The 1,995-nt window shown below is 40.3% G+C and carries 2 protein-coding genes; one reads left to right on the top strand and one right to left on the bottom strand.

Translation table 11 applies throughout. The features are described 5' to 3' along the window. The first annotated feature begins 303 nt into the window (after positions 1 to 303). Entirely contained in the window at positions 304 to 867 is a 564-nt protein-coding gene (locus Q0882_RS16595) for a hypothetical protein (RefSeq protein WP_299184083.1), read from the top strand. 69 nt (positions 868 to 936) lie between these two features. On the opposite strand, the gene Q0882_RS16590 is transcribed toward Q0882_RS16595, so the two are convergent. Continuing rightward, positions 937 to 1,173: a hypothetical protein gene (locus Q0882_RS16590; RefSeq protein ID WP_299184080.1), complete on the bottom strand. Its 237-nt coding sequence runs from the start codon at positions 1,171 to 1,173 to the stop codon at positions 937 to 939. Between the last annotated feature and the right edge of the window lie 822 nt (positions 1,174 to 1,995).

Below are 1,995 nucleotides of genomic sequence, written 5' to 3'. Positions count from 1 at the left end.
CACCAGAACATGTCTGGTTCTGATATCGGCGATGACCACAAAGAATACTTTGCGGGCGAGAACGCTCTGAAAGCTGGCGGTGCGAAAAACACCTCCAACCAGTTCAACTAAGTAAGACGAGTTAAGGGATAGCCCTAGTCAGCTAGGGCCCACCTTGCAATAAAAAAGGCGGCCCCTTAACAGGGAGTCGCCTTTTTTATACCCAGTACTTATGTCCAATAGAGAGTAACAAGGGATTCATCAAATTTTTTGGGTTAGAATCCACTCCTGCTTTCAACTGAAAACTGATTAAGTGATTTGACTATGACTACACCTGCTTATCTAAAAGATGCCAAAGATCTACTCACAGAACAGGGCTTCGCTACATCTAACACTTGGTTTCACGGTACTTCATCAGCACTGGTTGAATCAATTAAAGAGCAGGGTCTGAAACGCTCGGGTGATAAAGAGCTCAATGCTGCTGCCAAGAACACAATGGCCACAATTGGCAACAGCTATACAGAGACTAGGGAACCGGTATTCCTCACCCAAAGTAAAGAGCTGGCTTATTACTGGGCGGAGCAAACAGTCAGAAACCGCAGTGTTCGCATCGAAGGCAACGAACAGCCTGTATTATTTCAAGTAGATCTTCCAGATGAACTGAACCAAAAGGTAAAGACAGATGTTGGCGCAGCCAGCCTGTTGATGGTTAAGGAGGGTGAAGCGTATCTGGCCCATATTGCTGCGATCTATGAAGCAAACAATGTAGAAGTTCCTGAGATTGATCTGATGAAGGCAGATCGGATGGATTATCTCAACAAATTAGGGATGGCGTATTTTGATGCAGATATTGCCCCATCCTACTTGGAGCTGATTACAGACGCATAATACCTCTCATAAAATAGGGCTCAAAAATCAGAGCCCTTTATGCAGTCTTAAGTATATTGATTATCATACTTACTGCTCTTTTTGAGCATCCCGCTTACACTCACGCTGCAACCTCTCAATAAAATTTTGCTGGGAACTTAAATTCATATCATTTTCAATAAGCTTAAATTTATTACGATACGACTCATCAATGAGGTCGCTATTGTAGGTAAGCAAGAAGATATTCCCGCCAATCGAAGCCAGAAACAGAATTACAAGACAGATCATCGCATCGAGATGGATTTTAAAGGTACGCTTAAAGTTCACTAAAAATCTCGCCTATCTAAAATAAAAAAAAGATAATTTACCAATCCATGCTGGTTTGCGCCAGTGAGATAAAATGAAGATTTCTCGTCAGAGCTTACCACCCACTGTCTAGAAAGTGACAGACACCACAAGCTGATTTGTGCACCACACAATTATGGCTGCATACATGCCACCACAGCTTGTTTAGCCATAAGTATTAAAAACCTATAACTTTAGTCGTTAAAATTAAAACTTCCTTTTAATAACAAAGAGTTGAATGAATAATTTTGGCCTTACCTATATAGATTTTTTTGGAATAAAAAATATCTTTTTAATTCACATTACGGCTTGTAAATTACCAGATTAAAATCTAAATCTAAAGTAGCAATAAAGGCATATCATATTGATATCAATGGCTTTTATTGAGAACAAAAACTCCTAAATGTGTAGTTTAATTACACGCCACCCTCAAGGCCACATGTAGCTTTACTACAGTTTCGCATATGCACAAAAAGTCGCTTTGACGCAGCTGCAAAATACCCACATTATTCCATTCACAATTTCGTTTGGGCTACTCAACAACCCAAATGATCTGATTATCGTCTGCACGATTATCAATACATAACAAGTTGAGCTAAGGGATTCAGGACATAGTTAGCTGTGTTCTCATTTAATACAACGAAACAGGTTATTCTGTAGAGGATTTACCATGTCTACATTGAACAAAGACATCGATAGCATCGCTACTCTTAAAGCAAACGCAGGCAGCCCTTGGGATGCAATCAACCCAGAATCTGCTGCACGCATGCGTGCTCAGAACAAATTCAAAACTGGCCTGGATAT

This window comes from uncultured Neptuniibacter sp., assembly GCF_947498015.1.
In the GTDB taxonomy this organism is placed as follows: Bacteria; Pseudomonadota; Gammaproteobacteria; order Pseudomonadales; family Balneatricaceae; genus Neptuniibacter.
This window is presented reverse-complemented; position numbering and strand designations above follow the sequence as displayed.